The organism is Streptomyces sodiiphilus (assembly GCF_039529215.1).
GTDB lineage: Bacteria > Actinomycetota > Actinomycetes > Streptomycetales > Streptomycetaceae > Streptomyces > Streptomyces sodiiphilus.
This window is the reverse complement of record NZ_BAAAMJ010000060.1, coordinates 1-1394: the sequence shown is the minus strand read 5'-3', so window position 1 is coordinate 1394 and position 1394 is coordinate 1. Positions and strand designations below refer to the sequence as shown.

Sequence of the window (1394 nt, the reverse complement as noted above, 5' to 3'; positions counted from 1 at the left end):
GGGGGCGGGGTTGCCGTTGGTGGTGCAGGTGACGGTGGAGACGACGGGGACGATGCTGTTGGGGTCGGAGATTGGTGCGGCGTTGGTGGCGTTGGAGCCGTTGGGTGTTGATGTGATCGGGTTGAATTGTGCGACGGGGCCGGCGGAGATGCGGGAGCATCTGCGGTTTCTGGCTTCGCATGCGCGGGTGCCGGTGTCGGTGATGCCGAATGCGGGGTTGCCGGTGCTGGAGGCTGGTGGTGCGCGGTATCCGTTGTCTGGTGGGGAGTTGGCGGATGCGTTGGAGGGGTTTGTGGGGGAGTTCGGGGTGTCGTTGGTGGGGGGGTGTTGTGGGACGACGCCGGAGCATATGCGGCAGGTGGTGGAGCGGGTGTCGGGTCGGGTGCCGGGGCGGCGGGTGGTGCGGCCGGAGGCGGGTGCGTCGTCGTTGTATCAGGCGGTGTCGTTCCGGCAGGACACGGCGTATCTGGCGATCGGGGAGCGGACGAACGCCAATGGGTCGAGGAAGTTCCGGGAGGCGATGCTGGAGGGGCGTTGGGAGGACTGCGTGGAGATCGCGCGGGATCAGACGCGGGAGGGTGCGCATCTGCTGGATGTGTGTGTGGATTATGTCGGCCGGGATGGTGTGGCGGACATGTCGGAGTTGGTGGGGCGGCTGGCGACGGCGTCGACGTTGCCGGTGGTGCTGGATTCGACCGAGCCTGGGGTGATCGAGGCGGGGCTGGAGCGGCTGGGTGGCCGTGCGGTGATCAACTCGGTGAACTTCGAGGACGGCGATGGTGCTGGGTCGCGGTTCGAGCGGATCTGTCAGGTGGCGGTCGAGCACGGGGCTGCGCTGATCGCGCTGACCATCGACGAGGAGGGCCAGGCACGCTCGGTGGAGCGGAAGGTCGCGGTGGCCCGGCGGTTGATCGAGACGCTGACCGGGCGGTGGGGTGTGGCCGAGGAGGACATCATCATCGACTGCCTGACGTTCACGATCTGTACGGGGCAGGAGGAGTCCCGCAGGGACGGGGTGCACACGATCGAGGCGATNGCTGGATCTGATCTATGACCGGCGTGCGGAAGGCTATGACCCGTTGCAGCGGCTGCTGGAACTGTTCGAGGGCGTGGATGCCACCGCGGTCAAGGCCACCCGGGCGGCGGAGCTGGCGGCACTGCCGCTGTCCGAGCGTCTGGAGCGGCGGATCATCGACGGCGAACGCAACGGCCTGGAGACGGACCTGGACGCGGCACTTGAACAGCGGCCGGCGCTGGACATCGTCAACAACACCTTGCTGGCCGGCATGAAGACGGTGGGGGAGCTGTTCGGGTCGGGGCAGATGCAGCTGCCGTTCGTCCTGCAGTCCGCCGAAGTCATGAAAGCGGCCGTGGCCTACCTCGAACCCCACATG

The 1394-nt window shown here is 67.5% G+C and carries 1 pseudogene; it reads left to right on the top strand.

The window, feature by feature from the left end:
* Positions 1 to 1394, top strand: a pseudogene (locus ABD299_RS21485) (dihydropteroate synthase); the annotation flags it as partial.